Source organism: Ignatzschineria sp. F8392, from assembly GCF_002252045.1.
Lineage (GTDB): Bacteria > Pseudomonadota > Gammaproteobacteria > Cardiobacteriales > Wohlfahrtiimonadaceae > Ignatzschineria.
On record NZ_NEFF01000001.1, the window covers coordinates 42,246 to 65,312 of the forward strand.

The following is a 23,067-nucleotide window of genomic DNA, read 5'->3' on the forward strand; positions in this document are numbered from 1 at the left end:
GATCTTCTAGCCTTTCTTTTTTTATTGGGTTCTGCTCGTGAACTCGGTAGTTCATAAGTTTCTGTCGCAAGTTTCTGTTTGTTGATGTTGAAAAAAGAGGGCAACAAAAAGGGAGCCATGATTCTGTCAGGTTCCCTCTCTTTATCGCTTTTATTCGACGATGACTAGTCGACCCAATCGGCTCTTAATCGACTCTTAATCGATTTTACGATAAGCAATCGCTTCAATTTCAACTAATGCACCCATCGGTAATGCACCTACTTCAAAGCAGGAGCGCGCTGGTGCGTTCTCAGTGCCGAAAAATTCAGTGTAGACCTCATTAAAATCGGCAAAGTCATTGATATCATCGAGATAGCAGGTCACTTTTAAGACGGTGCTAAAATCTGCATCCGCAGCTTCTAAGATTGCTTTGAGGTTTTGAAGGGCTTGTGCGGCTTGCTCTTTAATTCCCCCTTCTGGAAACTTCATCGTTTCAGGGTTGAGTGGAAGTTGCCCTGATGTGAAGACAAGATTCTCAAAGACATTACCTTGTGAATAAGGACCGACTGCCGCTGGGGCATGAGCTGTGCTAATAATTTTCTTCATACTGTTCAATTTTGATTTTATAAACTTCTATAGATATAACTGGAAAATTCCGGTAAAGGAGTATGATGTTATCAGTTTTATGGGCAACATCATAATATTTTGCCTCCTCAATCGGGGTGATGATAGGGTTTAAAAGTGTGAAGAGAGGAGAAGCATTTGTGATAACATCTTCTTTTAGCCTCTCTTTTTCTCTCTATTATCCCTGATCAGTTCCTTATTTAAAATCTCAAAAGAGATGAGATTAAATTCCAAGACAGATATTGGTTGCACGCATCGTCTCAATCAATGGATGATCAACAGGAATGAGGCGTGGATTGCCGGCAACTTCTTCGAGGGGAACCGCGACAAGTTGGCGACCTTGATCTGCAACCATAACACCGAAGCGACCCTCTTTGACAAGCTCAATCGCTTTGGTGCCACATTGAGTTGCAAAGATACGATCCGCAGCTGTAGGAGCACCACCACGGCTGACATAACCCAATGTTGTTAAGCGCGACTGCATTCCTGTTAGTTCAGGAATACTATCGACCAATTTGATCGCTTCGGCATGTTTTTTCGGTGTTAAACCTAGACGATGATTCTCTTGAGAGATCGCTCCTTCAGCGACAACTAATAGTGCTGACCGGCGATTTTTAATATTTTTTCGCGTATATTCTACAATCGCCTCTAAAGAATAGGGAATTTCAGGAATCAGGCAGATATCAGCAGAGCCAGCTAAAGCCGCACCTGCAGCTAACCACCCGGCATCTCGTCCCATCACCTCCAAAATCATAAGACGATGGTGGGAGTCGGCCGTAGTTCTTAATCGGTCTAATGCCATAACAGAGACGTGAACCGCAGTATCATATCCGAATGTTACATCGGTATGAGCGATATCATTATCGATCGTTTTGGGAAGAGTGACGACAGGAACGCCGGTGGCATGGAGATAGGAGGCAAATCGTTGAGTTCCATCGCCACCTAAGCAGATGAGTGCATCGAGTTCTAATGCCTTAAAGCTTTCGACACAGGCAGCAACGGCGTCTTCTGTATTTTGTGCTTTGCCACCTCCGCGACCCGTCCCTAAAATAGTTCCACCCGTCCCGGCAATATCGTAGACATCAGCAAAGGTTAATTCACTATGAGCCATCTCAGCGAGGCCGAGAAACCCATCATGAATTCCGGTCACTTTCCAACCCTCTTTGAGAGCAGAAAGGGTGATCCCGCGTAATGCTGCATTTAATCCTTGGCAATCACCGCCGGCAGTTAAAATTCCAATATGTTTTTGACTCATCTATTTTCTCTCCTTAAAGGCATCGATGGTGTGAGCTATGAGGGCTAATCGCATAAAGTGATTGCTTTTATTGATCCGCTTCCTCTTCATCATGCCAGATCTTATCAATTGTGATGGTGGCATTAATCTTAAGGGGGGCATCTTCAATCTCTTCTAATCTTACAACAGCAAAAGCTTGATGACCTTGATGATAGACAACTGTTCCAGCCTCTTTACCACTTTGATTGGTAATGGTGGCATTGCAGCTAAGATCTCCCTCTTCTTCTGCGGTAATGAGGGCTAAACGTCTTTTATGTTTCCCTAAATATTGCATTCTAGCAACGATCTCTTGTCCGGTATAGCACCCCTTTTTAAAACTAATTGCCCCGAGAAGATCTAGGCTTAACATTTGAGGGACATATGCCTCACTATTCTCTGCTGTAATCCAAGGAATAGAGAGACCTTCGGGAAGTTGAGCTAATTCTTCTGCAGTGGGCTCTTCGAGCTGTAAGGTTACTTTTGAGCGGAAGATAAAGATTTTAAGATGCTTTTCGATCGTTTCAGCTAAATCACGAGGTAGAAGGAGATGGAAAGTCTCATCATCAGCTTTTACCATCCAAAAGAGCACCATGACACGTCCTTGGCGATTGCAGATTGCCGCTAGTCCCTGATTTTTTTTCTCAGGATAGAGTGAGGTGAGATGATGAACGTCTGCAGTAATTTGGCCTTGTAGAAAAGTTGCGGCATCTTGACCGGCAACGGTAAGGCAACTAAGTTGAATTGACATATAAAGTTCTCCCTATGAGCTTAAATATTGAGATCGTTTAGTAGTTTTATGGTTTTGTAATCATTTTATAATCGATTATTGAGTCGCATTGCATCGTTGACTCATTTTAAATATGGAGTCTGATCTATTGTAGCGTAATTGTGAGAAATATTTTTTCTCTCAATTTTCTCTCAATCTTATTTTGAAAGTTGAGAGAAGTTTGTATAATCGCTTCTTTATGCTCTCCTTATGATAGACTAAAAAGAGCAATATACCTATGTTTTGCCCATGTTAATGCGGATGCTAAATAGATGCTTAATAGGTTTCTTAATGCAGATTTGCTTGGTGAAATGTGGCGCATCATAAGCGACTTATTAAATTAGAACCCGGAGGTCAATATGAGTTATCAAGTAGTGGGGTATCCGTTCTGCCCCTTTGTGCAGAGAGTTCTCATTGCATTGAATGAGAAAGCGGTTGATTTTGAGTCGATCTGGCTCGACCCTCATGCGGAGTTACCAGTGTGGTTTAAGGAGTGGTCTCCTTTAGGCAAGGTACCTGTCATGAAAGTGACAACGGGAGAGGTGCTCTTTGAGTCGATGGCGATTGTAGAATATATCGAAGAGCTACATAAAGTCCCTTCTATCTATGCTAAATTGCCGGCAAAAAGAGCGATTCAGCGTGCTTGGGCAGGGGTTGCCGGTGAGCTATATGGTCCACAATATATGAGTATGGGCGCCAAAAGCCATGAGGAAGTTGAAAAGCACTTTGCTACGATGAGAGGAACTTTAGCGGTCCTTGAGGAGCGCTGTGGTCGTAGCTACTTCATTGGGGAGACAATGACCGCTGTTGATATTGTATTAGCGCCGATGTTTATCCGTTTTGATGCACTTAATTCAATTGGGGTTGAGAGTATTTTGGCTGATTTCCCTAAATTAGAAGCTTTAAGCAATAAGCTCTTAACACATCATGCGGTTCTACAGATTATCGCTGGCGATTGGACAGAGAGATTTATAGAGATTCAAAAAGGGCGTGGTGGGATTCTTTTCCAGAATCTCGATTAGAAGAGGGCAGTAATAGTCGTTGATAATTTCAATGTGACTATTTGAAGCATCGTTTGGAAAAGAGCTTGCTCTCTTGCCGGGGTAGGGACTCGAATAGATTGAGTGATGATCTTCAGTCGTCAGGTTGCGCTGTCAAATTGAATAATCAATAACCCTTTAGGGGATCAAGGCTTGGTCGCAGTTGGAAGTAGTAGTACAATTTCAATGCCCAATCATCATCAGATTGAGAGAGATTAGCAGATATCTTCATAGGAAGAGAGCTAATCTCTTTTCATATCTTATGGGCAGGTATCGCGAATAATAAGATAATTTTAAGTAGAACCAATGCCTTACGGTTACTCTTTTTGAGATATTCTGAAAGAATTTAACAAATTGTGATCGTATAGAGTGATTTAGAGGAAATATATGAGACCGTTAATCGCTTACTTCTCTAATGCAGCATTAGAGAATAATATCGAGATCTTAAAGGGAAAATCGCCCCAAAGCCAACATTGTGCCGTCTTGAAAGCAGACGCATATGGGCATCGAGTGGAGAATATGCTGCCGATTGTTAATCGCATGGTTGATTATATTGCGGTTGCGATGCGCGAAGAGGCTGATGATATTCGGCAAAAGGGGGGAGAGCTTCCGATCTTGTTATTAGAAGGTGTCTTTGCAAAAGAGGAGTACCAGCGAGCAAGTGAAGCTAACTATCTTGTAGCGATCGGTAATGAGAAGCAACTTAAGATGTTGGAGGCGTCGAATCTTACTACGCCTATCGGTATCTTTGTGAAGGTTGATACAGGAATGCATCGATTAGGATTTACACCAGAAGAAGCATTCTCTGTTGTTGCGCGGTTACAGAAACTCTCTTCGGTTGCATCTATTACCTTAATGACCCATTTTGCAACTTCAGATGAGGCTGATTCACCACTCTTTCCAAAGCAACTTGAGAGAATGGCACAATTAGATCGTTTAGAGCTTCCTCAATCATTAGCCAATTCAGCCGCTATTTTACAAGCACCAGCAACACATCAATCGATTGTGCGGATGGGGATTTCACTTTATGGTATTTCCCCTATTGATGGGAAAGTGGGGGCTGATTTTGGACTTCGACCTCTCTTAACGCTTCGATCAAAAGTGATTCATACGACGGAGATTGAAGCCGGGGAGAGTGTAGGTTATGGCGCTAAGTTTATTGCGCCTGAGCGAATGCCAATCGGTGTTATTGCTTGTGGCTATGCAGATTGTTATCCTCGAGAAATTAGTGATGATGCCTATGTATTAGTCGGGGAGCATCGCGCTAAAATTATAGGTAGACCTGCAATGGATATGATGATGATCGACCTTCGTTCAGTTCCGCAAAATGACTGGGAGCAACCGGTAGAGATCTTTGGTGAGCGATTACCGATCGAGAGAGTGGCAGCATGGGCAGGAACAATTCCTTATACCATTTTGACCCATTTAGCGAAAAGAGTGCATTTTGTTGTCTCTCAATTATCGTAAAAAGGGTCACTGAGATCTTAGGCTTGTGATCGATATTATGCTATTTCTTATAGTTAGTGATCATCTTGGGGGGGTCTCTAGAGGAGTTGCCCTCTTTCTGTTTTTATATATTTAATTTCTACTACTTAAGTTCTACTATTTAAGCATCTCTTTTGAAAGTTAAAGTCGAAAATCTCATTTGTTATCAGTATAATAGGGAAATTGCTAAAAAAGTATTAACTGCTATTGTTAAGAAGTTGATAAAGTGGAATGATTGAAGCTTTATCGTTGGGTTTAATTTATTTTATGGGAAGGAAAAAGATATGAAGAAGAGCGCCCTATTGGCCTCCATGTTATTAGTAACTATCTCTCCTTGTGCATTGGCTGTAGAAACAGGATTTTATGCCGGCGCCAATGTTTTAGGGATACGACAGGAGGCGAAAAAAATGGGAGATTCTAGGCTTCCCGGTAATGAGGTTGTAAAAAAAGGATCGCAGCATAAAAATGGTATTAATGGATCGGTTGCTGCGGGCTATCAATTTGATGATATCTTTCGTGTGGAGTTGGAATATGTTCTTCCTCAGTCGAAACGATATGATAATTTGACAGAGTCTGATTTTTATCAGCAAAAAATTAAGAGTCAGCGTTTGATGGTGAATAGCTATTTAAGTTATCAACTTAAGGATGATATCGCTCTTTATGGTGTTGCGGGAGTCGGTTATGCACGTTTAAAATCAACAGGTCATTATGGTAATAATTTTAATTATCATTCAGGATCACAGAACAATTTTGCATGGTCATTAGGTGCCGGTATCTCCTATCAGGCAACACCGAATACCGCGATTGATTTTGGTTTTCGTCATGTTGATTTAGGAAAGGCGAGAACAGCGACGACAAATAACTCCCAATTGAAGGCAAAAGTAACCTCCAATGAGTTGACGCTCGGCATTCGTCATATCTTAGGTGAACTCTATCGTGAAGAGGCGCCCGTTAAAGAGAATATCTATGCAGATCATGTAACGCCAGAGTTGAGAGATAGCTTTGAACGAATGGAATCTAATAGTTTTCAAAAGAGTGTCTCAAAACAGCGTCAAGCAGTAGAAGCAATAGATAAAAGCGAGGCACCTAAAAAGGTTGAGACTCTTCCTTGGTAGATCTACCAATTTTGTGCCAGATCAAATCTGAACCTTAAAAAAGCGTAAGAATAGAGGGTAGAATCGAAGTCACTATTTCTAGAGGAATAATGACTTCGATTTTTTTTTGTAAATATAAATAGATAACGATGCAACAGATAATGACGTGGGTAGAAACTATCGTGGTAATCGATCTAAGAAATTTTGGTAAGCAAACCCGGCGATCTCCTCTTCAGAGTAGAATGCTTTTAGCGCTTCAATAAGATTGGAGTACATGCTTGCATCACTTAAGCCTTCGACCTTAGACTCAATTCCATCAAAATCGGAGCCAAAGCCAATATTTTTAATACCTCCTAAAGCGACAATATGATTGATCTGATAGATCACATCAATGATTGTGGCATTCCCCCCTTTCTTCACAAATGGTGGGCAGAAAACGATATGAATCATCGCATCTCGCTCAATCATCGCTCGAATCTGATCATCTGTTAAATTACGGCGATGTTCACAAATAGTCATGGCATTAGAGTGACTGGCAATAGGATATTTTGCTAATGACATAACATCCCAAAAACCGGTTGGATGAAGGTGCGAGACATCAACAAAGAGTTGATGCTCATTGCACCATTTTACAATTTCACGACCAAAGCGACTCAACCCCGCTCCTCGAGCTTCAGCAACGCCATCAGCCGCTAGGTTTCCATTGTTCCAGGTAAGACCAATTGATCGAATACCTAATTGGTAGAGTAGCGTCAATTTTTTGAGATCATTCCCGATAGGATCCACCCCTTCTAAGGTTAAAAATGCACCAATCTCCCCCTCTTTGAGTTGAGAGATCTGATTCCAAGAACGAATTAAACGCATTTCGGGATATTTCTCTAAAATCTCACTATAGAAGTAGTTGATCTGTGCGATCACCTCTTGAAATTGATCAGAAGAGGGGAGAGAAGGGGAGACAAAGATGGCAAAAGCTTGAACCTTTACACCGCCTCTCTTCAACTTATCTAGATTAACATCGAGCTCGATCGAATCTTTGAAGGAGAGTTTTCCCTTAGCATCCGAGAGTTTCATTAAGGCGTCACAATGAAGATCGATAATTTTCATATTTGATTGCTCTTGTTAAATTAAGTCGTTAATAAATGGCTCTTGAGTTTAGAGAGTAGATCTTAAAGCGCTCTCTTATTATAGAATAATAGAGCGTTAATAAAATATACCCTGAGGTTACTTCTCTTTTTTATAGACCGTCAATCCCGCAAAGGTCTGCATTGTAGGCATTACCTCGATGCGGTTAATATTAACATGTTTAGGTTGTGTCGTAAGCCAGTAGATGATCTCGGCAATCTCTCTGCCGGTAACAGCTTCTACATCTGCATAGACCGATTCTGCGCGTTTATCATCGCCTTTAAAGCGAATATTGGAAAATTCAGTATCACTACAGAGGCCGGGCTCAACATTGGAGACACGAATATTCTTCCCGATAAGATCAGCTCTTAAATTTTGTGAAAAACTCGTAACAAATGCTTTAGTAGGGCCATAGATATTGGAACCGTAGTAGGGATAATTCCCCGCAGTGGAACTGATATTGATAATGTAGCCATCATCTCGAGCGACCATCTGTGGCAAGATCAGATGGGTGATATAAGTTAACCCCCGAATATTTACATCGATCATCGTTTGCCAATCTTCAAAATCGACATCAAACGCAGGATTGAGATTGAGAGCAAGGCCGGCATTATTGATTAAAATATCGATCTGATCAAAAGGTTCAGGAAGATTCTCAATCCCCTCTTTAACAGATTCAAGATTTGCCATATCTGCCGTTAAGGGGTAAAAGTTTTCACCTAATTGCGCTTTTATCTCCATCAGCTTCTCATGTCGACGAGCAAGACCGACGACGGTATATCCCTTTTCAATGAAAATTTTTGTCGCCTCTAATCCAAAGCCTGATGATGCGCCGGTTATTAAAATATTCATTCTGTCGCTCCTCTCTTATTATATTCTTGATTTTATTTTTTATACATTTATAAGATGTAATCCACTATATAAACCAGTATGTAGACCTCTGTAACTGCAAGATATCGCAATTGCGGTAATAGAACTTGGTGATGGGGAGTAATTATCGCGGAAATGATCATATTCACTCATACTCACCTACACTGACAATCTCCATCTCTCCATCTCTCCATCTCCATCGCAATCGCTTTTACTTAAAATAGCATCTTTAATGGTAAGAGGGGTAATCAATCTCTTGAGTGATTCGGTCGGGTCTCTTTTCTATTTTGTAGTGATGATAAATATTGTGAGATAAGCTTAGTGAGATAAGAATGTCGTGTTAAAGCACGCTTATAAGGTTACATTTATAAGATGAGTAAAGAGATAATCGATCATAATGGTAAAACAGAAGGCCATTATAAGAAGGAGGGAGTTAAGAAATTGACGCCTTCCCCAGCGGGATTCCTCTATTTGGATCGGTCTTAAAATATCGATTAACCAATAGAGCGTAATTGCAATAATGAGAATTTGCATAGCAAGGAAATGAAAGCTTTCAAGTGCAAGCAATAGTGTCGCAACTGCCATAGCGCCAACATAGAGCGCCATCTCTTTTTGTGTTCTCTTTAAGGAGAGGAAAAGAGGTGCCATGGGTATCTTTGCCGATTGATAATCTTTTTTTCGGTAGAGAGCGATTGCATAAGAGTGTGCCACTTGCCAGGTTGCAAAGATGATAAAGAGATAGAGAACATTGAGATCGATCTGCTTGGTTACTGCAACATAACCGACAAGGGGGGGAACTGCACCAGAGATGCTTCCAACGAGAATGCTGAACGTTGAGTTTCGTTTAAAGATGAGTGAATAGAAGAGGATATAATCGATAAAACCGATTAAAGCGAAGATCCCCGTTAACGCATTGACTTGAAAAAAGAGAAGATAGAAACCGATAATTGCGGCGATTATTGAGAGAATAAGTGCAGTTTTTAGAGAGATATCGCCATTGACCAGAGGTCTATTTTGGGTGCGCGTCATAATACGATCAATATCTCGATCGATAATATTATTGGCGATTGTCGCACTTGCAATAATGGCACTAATACCGATTATTGTTGCGATAAAACGGGAGACATTAAAATTTTCCGCAAGATTGAGTGCTAATAGGTAGCCCGCAATCACAGGAACGAGATTGCCGAGAATAATCCCATGTTTAATCAATTTTAAAAATGGACGAAAATTACGATAGATCACGTGGTTCCCTAACTCAATTGATAGATGAGAGAAGTGAATAAAGAGCATCATAGGGGTGAGGCATGAAGATTGAAATATTTCTATCATCCTCACCCCATTAATGCTCTGCTTAGGAGGTCTCCTAGATTGCTCTCTTAATAGATATAAAAAGAGAGATTACATAGGAAGTTCCGGCATCATATTCATATGGAGATAGTACATAACCCAGCCAGAACCACCGACAACCATCAGAAGAATAATGCCGGTAAAGAGTAGAGAGGCCACATTCCAGCCATCGTTATCTCCTTTTTTAATATGGAGGAAGCAGACGACCTGCACAATCACTTGAGTAATTGCACTGAGCGCTAAAATCCCCGCTAATACACCAATAGAGAGCATCTCTCTTAAGTAGATGACGGTACCAAAGGAGAGAAGTGTGAGGATAATAGAGAATCCATAACCGACTAAATAGGCAGTTAATTCCCCTTTTCCCTCTTGCGTGGTTTGTGTCATCTCCTCTTGCGGTGTTGTTAATGTAGTGTTGAGATCGGTCATAGTGAAACCCCCATCAAGTAGACAACAGTAAAGATACAGATCCAGATAATATCGAGGAAGTGCCAAAAGAGGCTAAAGAGCTTCATTCGTGTACGAGTCTCTAGGGTTGATCCTTTAAAGGCTAACTGTAACATCATCACCAACATCCAGACCATCCCGATGGAGAGATGCGCTCCATGAAGCCCTACAAGAGAGAAGAATCCAGAGAGGAATCCGCTACTTTGAGGTGTTGCGCCGATATCGATAAAGCCCAAAAACTCTTTAATCTCTAATGTTAGGAAGACCCCTCCGAGAATAAAGGTGATGATAAGAAGGAGAATTGTTGCACCAATCTTACCGCGTTTTAGGGTTAACATTGCTAAGCCACAGGTGAGGCTACTAGTAAGTAGCGCCACTGTTTCTGCAAAAGCATTTCCGAGATCGAAAAGAGAATGGGGTGTATGACCATGCGTTGTATTTTGTAGTAGAACAACGAAGACCGCAAAGAAGGTTCCAAAGATAATAGAGTCTGCCATCAGGTAGATCCAAAATCCAAAGACCTTATTATTTGCGCTCTCCTCTTCTTGACGTAATTTGATATCAGAACTACTTAAGGTATTTGTTGCCATTAGTGTTCTCCTTGTGCAAGTTGATACTGTTTAACACGTTCTAAGAACGCCTCATCGGCGGCTTTTACTTCCTCTGCTGGAATAAGGATCTCTTCATGCTCTCTAAAGCTCTCAATAATCCACCAGATAATTGCCGCACTGAAGAAGAGGATTGCCATCCACCAGATACTCCAAACAAGAGAGAATGAGAGTAGTCCCGCTAAAACACCTCCCGAGACAAATCCAAGCGCGGTATGTTTAGGAATGTAGATATCTTGATATTGGCGATCGGGATCATACGCTTTACCCTCCTGCTTCAACTTCCAGAACATATCGATATCATCCACTTTCGGAATGACCGCATAGTTATAGACAGGGGGTGGTGAAGGGATTGACCACTCTAATGAACGACCATTCCAGAGATCTCCCGTGGGATCTTTTAACTTTTCACGCTGCTTAATACTGACAAAGAGTTGTACCAAAATCGCAATAATCCCTAAGAAGATCAAGACAGCACCAAAGAGGGCGACAACGAGATAGGTTCCATATCGAGGATCGATGTTTTGGCTAATGCGACGTGGCATACCATCAAATCCTGCGAGATAGAGTGGGATAAAGGCAAAGAGGAAGCCTATAAACCAGAGCCAGAAAGTTGCATATCCCCATCCTTTATGGAGTCTAAAGCCAAATGCTTTAGGGAACCAGAAGTTGTAGCCGGCAAGAACACCAAAGACAACCCCACCAATGATGGTGTTATGGAAGTGGGCAACAACAAATTCAGTATTATGGACTGCATAGTTGACACCAGGAATCGCGAGCATTACGCCTGTCATCCCTCCTAATACAAAGAGGATAAGGAAACCTACAGCATAGAGCATTGGCACATCCATCTTCACTTGACCTCGATAGATGGTAAAGAGCCAGTTAAAGACCTTCACTCCCGTTGGCACTGCAATCAACATGGTAGTAACACCGAAGAAGGCATTGACATTAACACCCGCCCCCATAGTAAAGAAGTGGTGTAACCAGACAGTAAGTGACATAAAGAGGATAGCAATAATTGCCCAAACTAATGCTTTATAACCAAAGAGATATTTTCGGCTAAAGGTTGAAACAACTTCAGAGAAGATACCAAATGCCGGCAGAATCAAGATATAGACTTCAGGATGACCCCAAGCCCAGATCAGATTCACATACATCATCTGACTTCCACCTCCTAAAGAGTTGGTAAAGATCTCAAAGCCGAGATAACGATCTAAACCTAGTAGTAACATCGTTGCGGTTAAGATAGGGAAGACCGCAAGGATCAAGATGGAGGTACAGAGTGTTGACCAGGTAAATAGTGGCATTTGAAAGAGTCTCATGCCGGGTGCTCTCACCTTCAAAATAGTGACAAACATATTAAGAGCGGCTAATGTTGTCCCTAAGCCGGAGACTTGAATACTCCAGATATAGTAATCGACTCCAACGCCAGGGCTATAGAGTTTCTCTGAAAGTGGTGCGTAAGCAACCCAGCCTGTCTTAGCGAACTCACCAATTCCAAGGGAGAGATTGATTAAGATAGCTCCCGCTACTGTTAACCAAACACTCACCGCATTGAGTACTGGAAAGGCGACATCACGACGACCTAATTGTAGAGGAACGACTACGTTCATTAGTCCAATTAGGAAAGGGGTCGCCATAAAGAAGATCATAATGACACCGTGAGCAGAGAAGATCTGATCATAATGTTCCGGGGGAAGATATCCTACCTGATCCCCGGTTGACGCTAGCGCCATCTGTGAGCGCATCATAATGGCATCGGCAAAACCGCGAAGTAGCATAATGATGGCGACGATAATATAGATAATACCGATTCGTTTATGATCGGTGGTTGTTAGCCAGTTAGTCCAGAGCCACTTCCATCTTCGAGTGAAGGTGATAGTTGCTAGAACTGCTAAGACGATAAGAATAATAAATCCAAAAGCCGCGAGGGGAATCGGGTGGCTCCATGGAATACTATCGATGGTTAATCTTCCAAACATAGACGAATCCTTTACTGTTGATGGAATATATGGGTTAATGCCGGCGATGCTGGGCGATTTAATAGTGCTTCAATCTTGGGCTTTAACACGTTAACTTCATGGATATGCTCGCGCATATGCTCCTCAACCTCTTCTAAATCTAAAAATTGAGAGATGACGCGAAGATAGAGCCCTTTCTCAATAGGATGGAAATATTGCTCCGGAGCATTGATCGGCTCTTCCCGGACAAATTCTTGATATTTCGCCCAATCGAGTGGACTGTTGTTATGGGATTGCTGCTCTTTAACCCACTTTGCAAAATCTTCGTCAGAAAGTGCAGTCACTCTAAACTTCATATCGGAGTAGCCGGCACCACTATAACCATAGGATGCACCTTGATAGGTTCCTTCTTCATTGACAATCAGATAGAGGACATTCTCCATTCCACTCATCACATCGAGCTGGGTACCAATTTGGGGGATAAAAAATGCATTCATCACTGTCTGGGAGGTGAGTCTAAATTTTAGTGGACGATCCACAGGAAGATAGAGGGTATTAATGGTTGCAATTCCTTCTTCAGGATAGATAAAGAGCCATTGCCAATCCATCGAGACCACCTCAATGACAAGATCCTCTTTCTCAGATTCAATTCGTTTTTTCGGATTGAGATCGATGGTACTTTGAACGGTAATAAAGGTTAAAAGGGCGATAATGGCGATGGGAACTCCCCACATGAATCGTTCCAAAATCTTCGACTCTTGCCACTCCGGTTTATAGGTTGCTTTTTTGTTCGATTCTCTAAACCACCAAGGGAAGATAACCGCCATGATGATGCAGGGAATGATAACGATGAGCATAAGGGCTGCACTAATAATTAGTAGCCACTTCTCATACTCGGCAATCTCACCTTTCGGATTGAAGAGGGCAAGATCGCTACATCCCGTTACGACCAGGAGAGCTGTGGCGATGGCTCCTATTTTTAGCGCTTTTAAGGCAGCTTTATTCATATCGAAATACCTATCAGCTATAAGTTTATAAAGGTAGGGCAATTATTTTTCTTCTCCATTGATACTATTTAGATGTTTATTCAGATGCATTGCATAGGCATAGCATTGGTATTGAATAGACATTGAATAGAATCAATTGTTACCCTACAGAATTACAGATAAAGAGTTTTAAAAGAGCGATTATCCCCTATCGCTCTCCTATTAATGTAAGCCGAAAAAACATGAGACAAAACTATAAAAAGTGAATTTCTGTTCTATATCAGGTTTTAATTTCTCTTACGATCTTCCTACTTATTAACAATAAGACGCTATCCTTAGATCAGCTCTTTGGCTCTTACAGGTCGCTTTTCGGTTAGAGGATGCCATTGATTATTTAGTAATGGAATCTATCAATTATAGAGCAATTTATCCTTGTGCTGATTGGAAATCATTCTATAAAAAGTGATAATATAAACTAATAATATTTAAATTATCAATTTTTATTGTTAATTTATATTACAAATTTACATTATAAATTTATATTATCGTTTTAAGTAAAGTGTTAATCGGTTTCTCAACTCGCTTTCTACTCTACTCTCTCTAAATCTCACTTTTTCTGCTAATCAATTGATTAATAATGAGTAACGTATTGATGATGAATATCAATCATCCTGCGACTCCTTACCGATTGAATGAGCAAAATTGTGTTAGCTCTTGTCAGTTTTAGCTATCAGTTGCAATAAGTATGTAGATTTTCCTTTAAAAATATAAAAAACTCAAAATAGAGATCAATAATCTTACGATTAAATCTCTATTTTGCATATTGTACTAAAGGTCTGAATCTTTAAAAGCTTTTCTTATCATACCAATTATTATTAATATTATCGGTTAATTTAATTTTCTAGCTTTTCTGTGATCATTTCTCGTTCTTCAGCTGCATTTAGCCATGCTTCTTCCACTGCAGCGCTCTCTGCCTCAAGTGCATTTTTATCTTGATCAAACGCTAAGATCTCTTCAGGAGATAAGGTCTCATAGCTCGCGGGGTCTCCTAATACCTGCTCAATCTCCTCGATTTTTATTGTCAATTTTTCTAATTTTTTCTCAGCTTGTTCGATCTCTTTTGTGAGGCGTCTTAATTCTGTTTGCAATTTTTTACGCTCTTCTCGGTCGAGATGATGTTGCGGTTTTTTCTCCGCTATCGGCGCACTCTTTTCTGCACGAGATGTGGCGCGATTCTGTTCTATAAGATATTGACGATAATCTTCTAGATCCCCTTTAAACTCTTTTAAGGATTGATGGGCAACGAGAAGAAACTGATCGCAACAGAGCTCTAAAAGGGAGGCATCATGGGAGACCATTAATACAGCACCGCTGAAAGATTGTAGGGCAATTGCTATCGCTTCTCGCATATCGATATCGAGATGGTTGGTCGGCTCATCAAGAAGCAGAAGATTAGGCTTTTGATAGACAATTAACGCAAGGGCTAATCGTGCTTTCTCGCCCCCTGAAAAGGGGGCAATCGCTTCTAGTACTTTATCGCCATGAAAACCGAATGAGCCTAGAAAATTACGGGCATCTTGGGTTGTTATCTGAGGATCTAATTGTGTTAAGTGCCAGATAGGGGATTCAGAGAGGGTTAAATATTCCACTTGATGTTGAGAGAAGTAACCTACCTTAAGATGTTCTGACGCAATAATTGTTCCTGATGTTGGGATATTTTCTCCGGCGATCAGCTTAATGAGGGTTGATTTCCCTTCACCATTTCGCCCTAAAATCCCGACGCGAGTTTCAGGGGTGATTGTAAAATTGATCTCTTTAAGAATAAAGTGGTTTTGATCATAGCTAAAGCTGACATGATCAAGACGAATAAGAGGGTCGGGTACTCTTTCGGGTTTTTGGAATTGGAAAGAGAACTCATTTTCCGCCACAACAGGGGCGATATCCTCGAGTTTTTCTAATGCTTTGACGCGGCTTTGGGCTTGCTTTGCCTTGGTCGCTTTAGCACTAAAGCGATCGATAAACTTTTGAAGATGCGCACGCGTCTTCTCATTTTTCTCAAATTGGGCTTGTTGGTGCGCTAATTTTTCTGCTTTTAAACGCAGGAATGCAGTGTAGTTGCCGCTATAAACGGTCGCTTTTTGCTGGTAGAGATGGATAATTTGAGTACAGATATTATCGAGAAAATCGCGGTCATGGGAAATAACAATTAAGATGCCGGGATACTGTTTGAGCCAATTTTCAACCCAAACAACGGTCTCAAAGTCGAGATGGTTTGTTGGCTCATCAAGTAGCAGAATATCGGAGCGACACATTAATGCTTTGCCGATATTGAGGCGCATACGCCAACCTCCAGAAAAATCTTTAACCGGTTTGTGGTAATCATCTACCTTAAAACCTAAACCATCGAGTAGTTGATAGGCTCTGCTATCAGCACGATAGCCATCAATCTCTTCAATGCGAGCATAGATATGAGCAATTTGATTGGCATCATTTTGTGCAAGAGCGCTCACCTCTGCTTCACGTAGTTCTACTAACTCTGCATCTCCACTTAAAATATATTCAAAGGCGGAGAGCTCCGTATTATGGATCTCTTGCGCGACCTCGGCAATCACCGCAGACTTAGGAATATGAATTTCCCCTTTATCAGGTTCATGACGACCGAGTATGGTATTGAAGAGGGTTGTTTTCCCTGTTCCATTTTTACCTACTAATCCGACTCGCATGCGTGGTGTGATGGAGAAGCTGAAGTTGTCAATAAGTATATTCGCATTCATGCGAATGGTGAGGCCTTGGAATTCAATCATAGTTAATCAGGAGATCTCTGTTGAGCTAAAATTAGGTGAAAGTAGGGTGTAAGTGAGGTTGAAATTTGAGGTTCAAGTGTGGGTTGAGATAGCGGATAAAACAGAAGCTGGAGTTGAAATTATCATACTTGTAATCGCCATGCCTATAATTGTTATGTCTGAGATAACTATCTCAGCTCAAAAGGGTAGGGAATCACGCTGTTTGATTCTATCTCTATCTTCAATAATGATTTTCTAGAGGGTAGAACTCTCTGCATGATTGATCGCCTGCCACATTAGAAATGCCTCTTTAGTTGCTTTAACATCATGAACTCTTAAGATTTTAGCACCTTGTTCAATACTCCAGAGCGCTACGGCAAGATTGCCGGCAAGTCGCTCTTTAGGTTCTTCTACATGAGTGATAGCACCAATAAAGCGTTTGCGAGAAACGCCGACGAGATAGGGGTATTGGCTTTTATGCGTCAATCTTCGGAGCTCTTTAAGTAGGGTGAGCTGTTCCGGGACAGATTTATCAAAGCCAAAGCCGGGATCTAAAATAATTCGTGAGGAATCTATTCCCTCGCTCACACATTTTTGGGCGACTTTTTCTAGATGTTGAAAAACGGAATGAGTCACGCCGCCAGTGAGGCGATAATCCCCTGTAATATGCATCTTTTGGTGATCGCCTAACATATGCATCAGAATGACTGCTGCTTTAGATTCTAAAAGAGAGTCGAGTGCTTTAGGATCGCTTAATGCGGTGACATCATTGATAATATCGACTCCAAGATCGAGCATCTGCTTCATCGTCTCTGCACGAAAGGTATCAATTGAAAGGGGGATATCAAGTTTTTGTCGAAGTAGAGATACGACAGGTCGAAGGCGTCTGATCTCCTCCTGGCTACTAATCGGGGTTGCTTTGGGATTTGTAGATTCCGCGCCGATATCGAGAATATCGGCTCCTTCCTCTAACATCTCATAAGCGCGATCTAAGGCTCGTTCAGGATCATAATAATCACCACCATCGGAGAATGAGTTAGGCGTTAAGTTGAGAATCCCCATAATTTTGGGGGAGGAGAGATCAAGTGTTCGATCGTTAAAGGTTATATTCATATGTTCTCTACTTTCGTTATAACAATTAGTCATATCCATAAGTCATACTCATTAGTTGTATCAACTCATTTGAGTCAATCCATTTGAGAGAAAAAAGATGGCAAAAGCCATCTTTCTTTTTTATAGATTTTTGCAACTCTTTGCTTCTCTCTCAAATAGTGATTTCTCTTTTAGAAATAAGCCGTTTTGAGAAGATTAGAGGTGGCGACGAGGATCGTAATTATTATTGATATGGGGATCTTGTTCGCCTAGATCTTCACTTTCATGAGAAGCGTTGATGCCCTCTTCTTGCGTTGTTGAAGCTTTCTCCTGCTGATCCTCTTTGTTTACGTTCTCTTTCGCATTAGAGAACTCTCCATCAGCAATCTCTTCATCTCCCTTTTTATGGGAGATTTTATCAACAGAAGAGATTAAAAGATCGCCATCAACCCGTTTAACATCTTTCGGGCGTTCATCAAAAGCGAGCGCCATCGCTTCTTTAAAGAACTCTAATGCACTCTTATCATCATTCTGAATCAACTTAATTTCACCAATTAAGCGATAAGCTTTTACAAATTGGGGATCGAGTTGAATAGTTTTTTGAAGGTGAGTCATCGCTTCATCATATTGCTGGTTTCGAAAAAGCATATGTGCAAGAGTATATTGTGTAATGGCACTATCTGGTACATCTGCGTTAAACTTTTTAGCATGATGAAGGAGTTTTTGCTGATCGCCACGATAGAGGTGACCATAAGCTAAGATCAGCATCTCATTGTGTGAGCGATTGATCTCTTTTCGAAGAATTTCTTCAGCACGCTTTGTATCCCCCACATCAAGTAAGCGATTAGCATAGGCGATGAGTAGCGCAGGCTCATGTTGGAGATGTTTAGGAAGGCGACCCCAGACGAGGCGTAATTGATCAGAATCTTTACTAATTTGACTTGCATACTCAAAGAGTGCTTTGTAAACATTCTCTGTATATTGATCGATCTCTTCACTAGGCGTTAAGCGAGGTAGTGCTTTTTGCAGATTGGGAAGAAGTCTAAATAGCGCCTCATTTTTACCCTGCTTCTGCAATGCAACGGCAAGAAGTAGTGTTGCGTAGTGGTTTTTTTCTCGTTCTAAGAGGGTATTTAGAAGAAGTTCAGCCTTCTCATTCTCATCAGCCTCCAAGAGAAGTTCTGCACGCTGTACCTCTGCTAACTCACGATCATGCTCTGAATCTGAGAGATCGATCTCACGAAGATAGCGATCTCTTTTCTCCATATTGCCGGAAAGTTGAGCTGCTCGCGCTGCGCCCACATAGCAGAGATTTTTACTTTTACTTCCTTTTGCCGCTAGTAAGAAGAGATCTTCTGCCACTTTGGGGCGATTTTCAAGAAGTGCGAGTTCTGCTTCCGCAAATTGTTTATCTGCAATTCTCGCGCGACGATTGAGTCGAAAATGACGCATAATCTTCGGCGTTCTAATAATTGTGATGATCAGTCGAATCACAACATAGATGATGAGAATAGAGACTGCAGCAAGTAACAAGCCTCCGACAATTGTGGTATGAATTGTTTTAGGACCAATGATGGGGAAGGAGCCTGTAATGAGAACCTGTCCTGTATCATCTTTGACAACAAAGAAGAGGAGAATGGCTAAAATCGGAATAAGAATAATCCAACCGATTGTTTTAAGAAATCTACCCATTATTGCGCTCCTTTATATGCTCGAAGAGTGGCTTCAAAGTCTGTGAGTGTGCGCTCAATATTAGGAGGAGTCACTTCAAGTTTTGCATCAAGAAGCCATTGTAACTGCTGAATAGCCTCTCTAACATCGGCATTATCTTCATCGAAGTAAGTTTTTACCCAAGATTGTACGCTCTCTACAGAGTGTTTGAAGAGGGTGACTTGATCTTGAAGTAGTGCGATTTTTGCCGCAGTTAATTCAAGTTGAATATTTTGTAGTAGGAAGAAACGATCTTCTTTCGCCATTAGTTCCGGTACTTCAGTTCGCTTATCTTCGATCACGACAAGGTGCTTGAGGGAACTTGTTAACTTATCAGTCCAACTCTCTCCTTCAGGAGCGCCTTGGTTAAAGATCTCATTTTTAAGGTTGACCAGTGCGCTATCGCTCTTAAGGGGGGCCTTCTGAAGGAGCATTGTCACTTTCTCTAAGCGACGAGTAATATCCACTAGATCTAATGGTTCTAATGTCTTTAAGGTATCGATATTGGCTTCGAGAAGCTTTTTGGTCTCATTGAAATTGATACTGTTGATCTGAGAGAGCTTATCGAGTGCTGAACTTAAGATCTGTGATGCTGTCTTGTAATCTTTGTCGTATTGCACTTTTTGAATCGCTACCTTGAGGAGATAATCAACCTCTGTAGTGCGAAGCATCTCTAAATCGGTAATATTTTTGATGGTAGAGATGAGCTCTTTTGCTTCATTGAGAACGACATTTTGTTGTAACTCTTGTGCTGCGAGCTTCTTATCAAAGTCGTTAGCGATTGTAATCGCTTGATTGCTGACTTTGGCAATATTGTTGATTTGATCGCCTTGAGCTAAGAGGTCTTTCTGTGTTGCTGCGAGTTTATCGATCTGTGCTTGTAATCCCTTAGCTGACTCTGCCATCGATTGGTTAAGTTGATCATGTTTTTGCGCAACTGCGGCAACTTGTCCTGAGAGTGATTGAGCATCACTCGTCGCTATCTTATCGGTGGTAACTTTGAGTGTGGAGAGGCTCTTGTTGAGCGTATCAACTTGCCCTTTAAGCGTGGAGATTGTCGATGCATCTGTTGCAATAGCGCTCTCTAGTTGAGCGATCTTATCGGTTTTCTCTAACGAGCCTTTATAGTAGGAGAATCCACCAAGCCCTAATCCACCTAATGCTAAGATAAGAGCGAGATAGGTCAATCCTTGGCTGGGGCGAGTTGAGTGTTCAGTGCTCGATGTTGTGGCTGTCGTTGCTGAAGTTGCAACATTTTCGCTATGCGCCTCATTATTCATATTGTGATCTTCCGCTCTCTCTAATGACTTTTCATCAACTGTTTTTGTGGTTGAATCGTTCACACTATCCTGTTCTTTGCGTTTTTGATTCTCTTGACCCTTCTCTTCCTGCGCGGATAGAGACGTTTTTTCTAGATCGTGAGGCGACTCAATCTTTTGCTTGATCTCTTGATTGGTCTCTTGGGTATTTGTTGTTTTAGAGGCCTCTTTCTCATTATCGGCTTCTTTATTAGAACGCTCTTCATCAGATTTCTTCTTAGAAGATTCATTTTCAACAGCTTGATTTTGATTCTCTCTGCGCCCATTGCCTCTCTTTTTATTACCTTTCTGATTTTGGCGCTTACTATTCGTGGTTTGCGTTTTATCATCGTTATCACGCTTCTCCACAGTTGCTGTATCAAGCTCTTTATCTACAGTAGTAGCCTCATTAGTAGAAGATTGTGGGGAGATGGACTGTTCTGTTTTTTTAGAATCTTGGTTATTCAGCTCTTGCGTCATAGAGCGCTCCTTATCATTATCAGGTGAGATAGAAGGGGAATTGAGGGGGTGCGAAGTGAGAGGGTTAAAATACTCCTCAATTGCTTGCCAGAGATCTTTTTCAAGTGCAGATCGGGCAACAATGACTCTCTCAAACCCTTCTGATTTTACTATGTTTTCTAATCGTTCGCTACCTACAAAGATCCCATCAATTTGGGCTCTGAGCTGGTGTCGCTCTAAAATAGGGAGTAAGTTATTGAAAGCCTCTTGGCTTGAGATAACAAGATAGAGTGATCTTGTAGATGTCGGTGTTGAAGCAGATGTTGTAGCCGAGGAGGCATCTTTAAAGCTTAGAAGAGGTGTGAGATTGAGCATCTCTTCAGTGGGGGCTTCCCGGCGATAGACATCACAATATTTGCCAAAGCCACCAAGATCATCAATTGCTCGATCGAGGAGTCGGCGCCCCCCTTCACCACTAATAATTAAGATTTTTTTGCCGGCAATATGATGGGCTTTTAATGTCTCAACGAGTGCTTCAGAGGTGTAGGGCTTAGGTGCTGTAATCGATTCTTTATTGGCAAGATAGGGCTCTAAAGCTCTCTCTGTGCCGGAACCTATAGAGATAAATCCCTTAATTTTATCGAAGGATAGCCCTAACTTCTTAGCAAAACGAACAGAGTTAGGACTTGTAAAGAGAAGGTAATCATACTCTGATACCTGATCTAACTCTTTTTGTGCTTTAGCTAGTTCTTGAGGTGGGGCGATAATAATGCCGGGAAGATCAAAAGCGGTGTATCCCGACGCTTGCAATTTTTGGATAAAGGAGTGTGACTGCCCCTTTGGGCGAGTCACAATAATTCCAATTTCGGCAATATTTCCAATATTTCCAATATTATTAATATCTTCGATAGGATTATTCTCTTTCTGCTTCATAGATTTAGCCATAGATCTTTTCAAGTATCTCTTTTGCGCCACGAGAGAGAAGGTTATCTGCAAGGGCTTCTCCTAAGGCGACCGCTTCTTCAGGTTTTCCCCACAATTCATGATAGATAATTGTCCCATGATCGAGATCTCCTACTAAGCCTCTAAGATAGAGCCCTTTTTCGCTCAACTGGGCAAAGCCGGCAATAGGCGCTTGGCAACCACCATTAAGTTTTGCATTGAAAGCTCTCTCTGCCGAAACACAGATAGCGGTCTCTTCATCGTTCAATTTGGCAATCACCTCTTGAACCGCATGATTGTTAGTGACACATTCGATTCCAATTGCGCCTTGACCGACGGCTGGTAGGGAGATTGTATCGGGAAGAAGTTGGGTGATCTTCTCTTCAAAGCCTAAGCGGATTAATCCTGCCGCTGCAAGGATAATGGCATCATACTCTCCATTTTCTAATTTTTGGAGGCGTGTATTTACATTTCCTCGAAGATCTTTAATCTGAAGGTCGGGGCGGTGTGCTAATAGTTGAGCTCTACGACGTAGTGAGCATGAACCTACTACTGCACCTTCAGGAAGATCATCTAAGGACTTATAGTTAATGGAGACAAGCGCATCTCTTGGATCTTCTCGTTTTAAGATTACAGGTACACTCATCCCTTCAGGGAGTTGAGATGCCATGGGAACATCTTTCATTGAGTGAACAGCAATATCTGCTCTTCCTTCTAACATCGCAACCTCTAGCTCTTTGATAAAGAGCCCTTTCCCCCCTATTTTACTAAGAGGTGAAGAGAGTAGTTGATCCCCTTTTGTTGTCATGCCGAGCAATTCAATCTCCATTTCCGGGAAATGCTTGAGGAGTTCACTTCGAACATGGTTCGCTTGCCAGAGCGCGAGAGGACTTTCACGTGTTGCAATTGTTAATTTCATCTTTTTATCCTAGTTAAAATCTCGATTTTAGTTGGTTGCTTAATAATATATCAATTTTACCGCTTGAGTTATGATCTCTTATAGAGATTGATACCGACACCGATGCCGTATTGATTGCGTATCGATAGCGTATCGATGGCATATCGATGTCGCAATAAGCGATAGGAATAGAGTTATTGCAATATCAGTTGCGACATAAATCCGATATGATCTTGATATAAATTAAGTCTCGATAACTCGATATGTTATCAATTTA

At 41.4% G+C, this 23,067-nt stretch carries 18 protein-coding genes; 3 read left to right on the plus strand and 15 right to left on the minus strand.

From position 1 onward, the window contains the following. Positions 1 to 195 precede the first annotated feature (195 nt). From B9T19_RS00180 to B9T19_RS00190, 3 genes are all read right to left on the minus strand, one after another. Positions 196 to 585: a RidA family protein gene (locus B9T19_RS00180; RefSeq protein ID WP_094566605.1), complete on the minus strand. Its 390-nt coding sequence runs from the start codon at positions 583 to 585 to the stop codon at positions 196 to 198. Positions 586 to 826: 241 nt separating this feature from the next. Beyond that, positions 827 to 1,858, minus strand: a complete 1,032-nt coding sequence (locus B9T19_RS00185; RefSeq protein WP_094566606.1) for a 6-phosphofructokinase — start codon at positions 1,856 to 1,858, stop codon at positions 827 to 829. A 67-nt stretch (positions 1,859 to 1,925) separates the two neighbouring features. Beyond that, complete coding sequence (locus B9T19_RS00190) at positions 1,926 to 2,624, minus strand: folate-binding protein YgfZ (protein WP_094566607.1); 699 nt, start codon at positions 2,622 to 2,624, stop codon at positions 1,926 to 1,928. Positions 2,625 to 3,001: 377 nt separating this feature from the next. On the opposite strand from B9T19_RS00190, the gene B9T19_RS00195 reads away from it, so the two are divergent. The 3 genes from B9T19_RS00195 to B9T19_RS00205 all read left to right on the plus strand — a co-directional run bounded on the left by B9T19_RS00195 (position 3,002) and on the right by B9T19_RS00205 (position 6,282). Then, entirely contained in the window at positions 3,002 to 3,664 is a 663-nt protein-coding gene (locus B9T19_RS00195; RefSeq protein ID WP_094566608.1) for a glutathione S-transferase family protein, read from the plus strand. A gap of 405 nt (positions 3,665 to 4,069) precedes the next feature. Continuing rightward, the gene (gene alr, locus B9T19_RS00200) at positions 4,070 to 5,149 is read left to right on the plus strand and encodes an alanine racemase (RefSeq protein WP_094566609.1); all 1,080 of its coding nucleotides are present in this window, start codon (positions 4,070 to 4,072) and stop codon (positions 5,147 to 5,149) included. A 302-nt stretch (positions 5,150 to 5,451) separates the two neighbouring features. Then, positions 5,452 to 6,282 (plus strand): outer membrane protein, encoded by an 831-nt coding sequence (locus B9T19_RS00205; protein WP_094566610.1) that lies wholly within the window; start codon positions 5,452 to 5,454, stop codon positions 6,280 to 6,282. A gap of 156 nt (positions 6,283 to 6,438) precedes the next feature. Here B9T19_RS00205 and B9T19_RS00210 read toward each other — a convergent pair whose 3' ends face one another. The 12 genes from B9T19_RS00210 to hemC form a co-directional block, all read right to left on the minus strand. Then, complete coding sequence (locus tag B9T19_RS00210) at positions 6,439 to 7,365, minus strand: dipeptidase (protein ID WP_094566611.1); 927 nt, start codon at positions 7,363 to 7,365, stop codon at positions 6,439 to 6,441. A 117-nt stretch (positions 7,366 to 7,482) separates the two neighbouring features. Further along, the gene (locus tag B9T19_RS00215) at positions 7,483 to 8,235 is read right to left on the minus strand and encodes an SDR family NAD(P)-dependent oxidoreductase (protein WP_094566612.1); all 753 of its coding nucleotides are present in this window, start codon (positions 8,233 to 8,235) and stop codon (positions 7,483 to 7,485) included. A 369-nt stretch (positions 8,236 to 8,604) separates the two neighbouring features. Further along, positions 8,605 to 9,585: a heme o synthase gene (gene cyoE, locus B9T19_RS00220; protein ID WP_233146746.1), complete on the minus strand. Its 981-nt coding sequence runs from the start codon at positions 9,583 to 9,585 to the stop codon at positions 8,605 to 8,607. A 69-nt stretch (positions 9,586 to 9,654) separates the two neighbouring features. Next, on the minus strand, positions 9,655 to 10,032 hold the full coding sequence (gene cyoD / locus B9T19_RS00225) for a cytochrome o ubiquinol oxidase subunit IV (protein WP_233146747.1): 378 nt from the start codon (positions 10,030 to 10,032) through the stop codon (positions 9,655 to 9,657). Beyond that, the gene (cyoC, locus tag B9T19_RS00230) at positions 10,029 to 10,640 is read right to left on the minus strand and encodes a cytochrome o ubiquinol oxidase subunit III (protein ID WP_094566613.1); all 612 of its coding nucleotides are present in this window, start codon (positions 10,638 to 10,640) and stop codon (positions 10,029 to 10,031) included. Before cyoC ends, cyoD begins: the two co-directional genes overlap by 4 nt. Then, complete coding sequence (locus B9T19_RS00235) at positions 10,640 to 12,643, minus strand: cbb3-type cytochrome c oxidase subunit I (RefSeq protein ID WP_094566614.1); 2,004 nt, start codon at positions 12,641 to 12,643, stop codon at positions 10,640 to 10,642. Before B9T19_RS00235 ends, cyoC begins: the two co-directional genes overlap by 1 nt. An 11-nt stretch (positions 12,644 to 12,654) precedes the next feature. Beyond that, on the minus strand, positions 12,655 to 13,629 hold the full coding sequence (cyoA, locus tag B9T19_RS00240; protein WP_094566615.1) for a ubiquinol oxidase subunit II: 975 nt from the start codon (positions 13,627 to 13,629) through the stop codon (positions 12,655 to 12,657). 872 nt (positions 13,630 to 14,501) lie between these two features. Then, positions 14,502 to 16,412 carry an ABC-F family ATP-binding cassette domain-containing protein gene (locus tag B9T19_RS00245; RefSeq protein ID WP_094566616.1) on the minus strand — a complete coding sequence of 637 codons (1,911 nt, stop codon included), beginning with the start codon at positions 16,410 to 16,412 and terminating at the stop codon, positions 14,502 to 14,504. A 234-nt stretch (positions 16,413 to 16,646) separates the two neighbouring features. Continuing rightward, positions 16,647 to 17,504 (minus strand): dihydropteroate synthase, encoded by an 858-nt coding sequence (gene folP / locus B9T19_RS00255; RefSeq protein ID WP_094566618.1) that lies wholly within the window; start codon positions 17,502 to 17,504, stop codon positions 16,647 to 16,649. Between the two features lie 195 nt (positions 17,505 to 17,699). Next, positions 17,700 to 19,175, minus strand: coding sequence for a heme biosynthesis HemY N-terminal domain-containing protein (locus B9T19_RS00260; protein ID WP_094566619.1), 1,476 nt, complete (start codon positions 19,173 to 19,175; stop codon positions 17,700 to 17,702). Beyond that, positions 19,175 to 21,883, minus strand: a complete 2,709-nt coding sequence (locus tag B9T19_RS00265) for a uroporphyrinogen-III C-methyltransferase (protein ID WP_158214315.1) — start codon at positions 21,881 to 21,883, stop codon at positions 19,175 to 19,177. The genes B9T19_RS00260 and B9T19_RS00265 overlap by 1 nt, the downstream gene beginning before the upstream one ends. Positions 21,884 to 21,887: 4 nt before the next feature. Continuing rightward, entirely contained in the window at positions 21,888 to 22,811 is a 924-nt protein-coding gene (hemC, locus tag B9T19_RS00270; RefSeq protein ID WP_094566621.1) for a hydroxymethylbilane synthase, read from the minus strand. Positions 22,812 to 23,067: the final 256 nt, after the last annotated feature.

Bases quoted from the DNA above. Each gene is read 5' to 3' on its own strand.
- alr (WP_094566609.1), top strand. From the start codon at position 4,070: ATGAGACCGTTAATCGCTTACTTCTCTAATGCAGCATTAGAGAATAAT.
- B9T19_RS00210 (WP_094566611.1), bottom strand. From the start codon at position 7,365: ATGAAAATTATCGATCTTCATTGTGACGCCTTAATGAAACTCTCGGAT.
- cyoC (WP_094566613.1), bottom strand. From the start codon at position 10,640: ATGGCAACAAATACCTTAAGTAGTTCTGATATCAAATTACGTCAAGAA.
- hemC (WP_094566621.1), bottom strand. From the start codon at position 22,811: ATGAAATTAACAATTGCAACACGTGAAAGTCCTCTCGCGCTCTGGCAA.
- B9T19_RS00185 (WP_094566606.1), bottom strand. From the start codon at position 1,858: ATGAGTCAAAAACATATTGGAATTTTAACTGCCGGCGGTGATTGCCAA.
- cyoD (WP_233146747.1), bottom strand. From the start codon at position 10,032: ATGACCGATCTCAACACTACATTAACAACACCGCAAGAGGAGATGACA.
- B9T19_RS00265 (WP_158214315.1), bottom strand. From the start codon at position 21,883: ATGAAGCAGAAAGAGAATAATCCTATCGAAGATATTAATAATATTGGA.
- B9T19_RS00215 (WP_094566612.1), bottom strand. From the start codon at position 8,235: ATGAATATTTTAATAACCGGCGCATCATCAGGCTTTGGATTAGAGGCG.
- B9T19_RS00245 (WP_094566616.1), bottom strand. From the start codon at position 16,412: ATGATTGAATTCCAAGGCCTCACCATTCGCATGAATGCGAATATACTT.
- B9T19_RS00260 (WP_094566619.1), bottom strand. From the start codon at position 19,175: ATGGGTAGATTTCTTAAAACAATCGGTTGGATTATTCTTATTCCGATT.
- B9T19_RS00180 (WP_094566605.1), bottom strand. From the start codon at position 585: ATGAAGAAAATTATTAGCACAGCTCATGCCCCAGCGGCAGTCGGTCCT.
- cyoE (WP_233146746.1), bottom strand. From the start codon at position 9,585: ATGATAGAAATATTTCAATCTTCATGCCTCACCCCTATGATGCTCTTT.
- B9T19_RS00235 (WP_094566614.1), bottom strand. From the start codon at position 12,643: ATGTTTGGAAGATTAACCATCGATAGTATTCCATGGAGCCACCCGATT.
- folP (WP_094566618.1), bottom strand. From the start codon at position 17,504: ATGAATATAACCTTTAACGATCGAACACTTGATCTCTCCTCCCCCAAA.
- B9T19_RS00205 (WP_094566610.1), top strand. From the start codon at position 5,452: ATGAAGAAGAGCGCCCTATTGGCCTCCATGTTATTAGTAACTATCTCT.
- cyoA (WP_094566615.1), bottom strand. From the start codon at position 13,629: ATGAATAAAGCTGCCTTAAAAGCGCTAAAAATAGGAGCCATCGCCACA.
- B9T19_RS00190 (WP_094566607.1), bottom strand. From the start codon at position 2,624: ATGTCAATTCAACTTAGTTGCCTTACCGTTGCCGGTCAAGATGCCGCA.
- B9T19_RS00195 (WP_094566608.1), top strand. From the start codon at position 3,002: ATGAGTTATCAAGTAGTGGGGTATCCGTTCTGCCCCTTTGTGCAGAGA.